1 protein-coding gene is annotated in these 358 nt (G+C 44.1%); it reads right to left on the bottom strand.

All coding sequences use genetic code 11. The features are described from left to right. Nucleotides 1-358, bottom strand: a 358-nt coding sequence (locus tag A3739_RS29615) for a hypothetical protein (RefSeq protein ID WP_197472160.1), incomplete at both ends; no start/stop codon positions are given.

Consider the following 358-nt stretch of genomic DNA (forward strand, 5'->3'; position numbering starts at 1 on the left):
TGTGCAGGCGTAGTCTGGTCATAGCGAGCAAAACCAAAAAAACTCTTGATATAAATGTCGTCGACTACCTGATATTTATAGTCCAACGGACGGAATGAATATAAGTTATCACCATCAGCCTGCGTGAATTGAAAAGCTAAGCCTAGATGATGGTCTTCTTCGTAAACACCATGTACAGAGGCTCCTAACAGCAAGGCCGCATCCCAATCGCTTGTGCTTGCAGGCGCATTATCACCTCCATTGAGCAAGATCTTTACCTGACTTGAGGCTCCACCCGCATTCAAGGAATAAGTGAACTCATCCATAGAGTAAAGTACAGGTGAAAACAGCAGCAACACAAAGCTAATTAGTCCGTACA

Source organism: Oleiphilus sp. HI0067, from assembly GCF_001635735.1.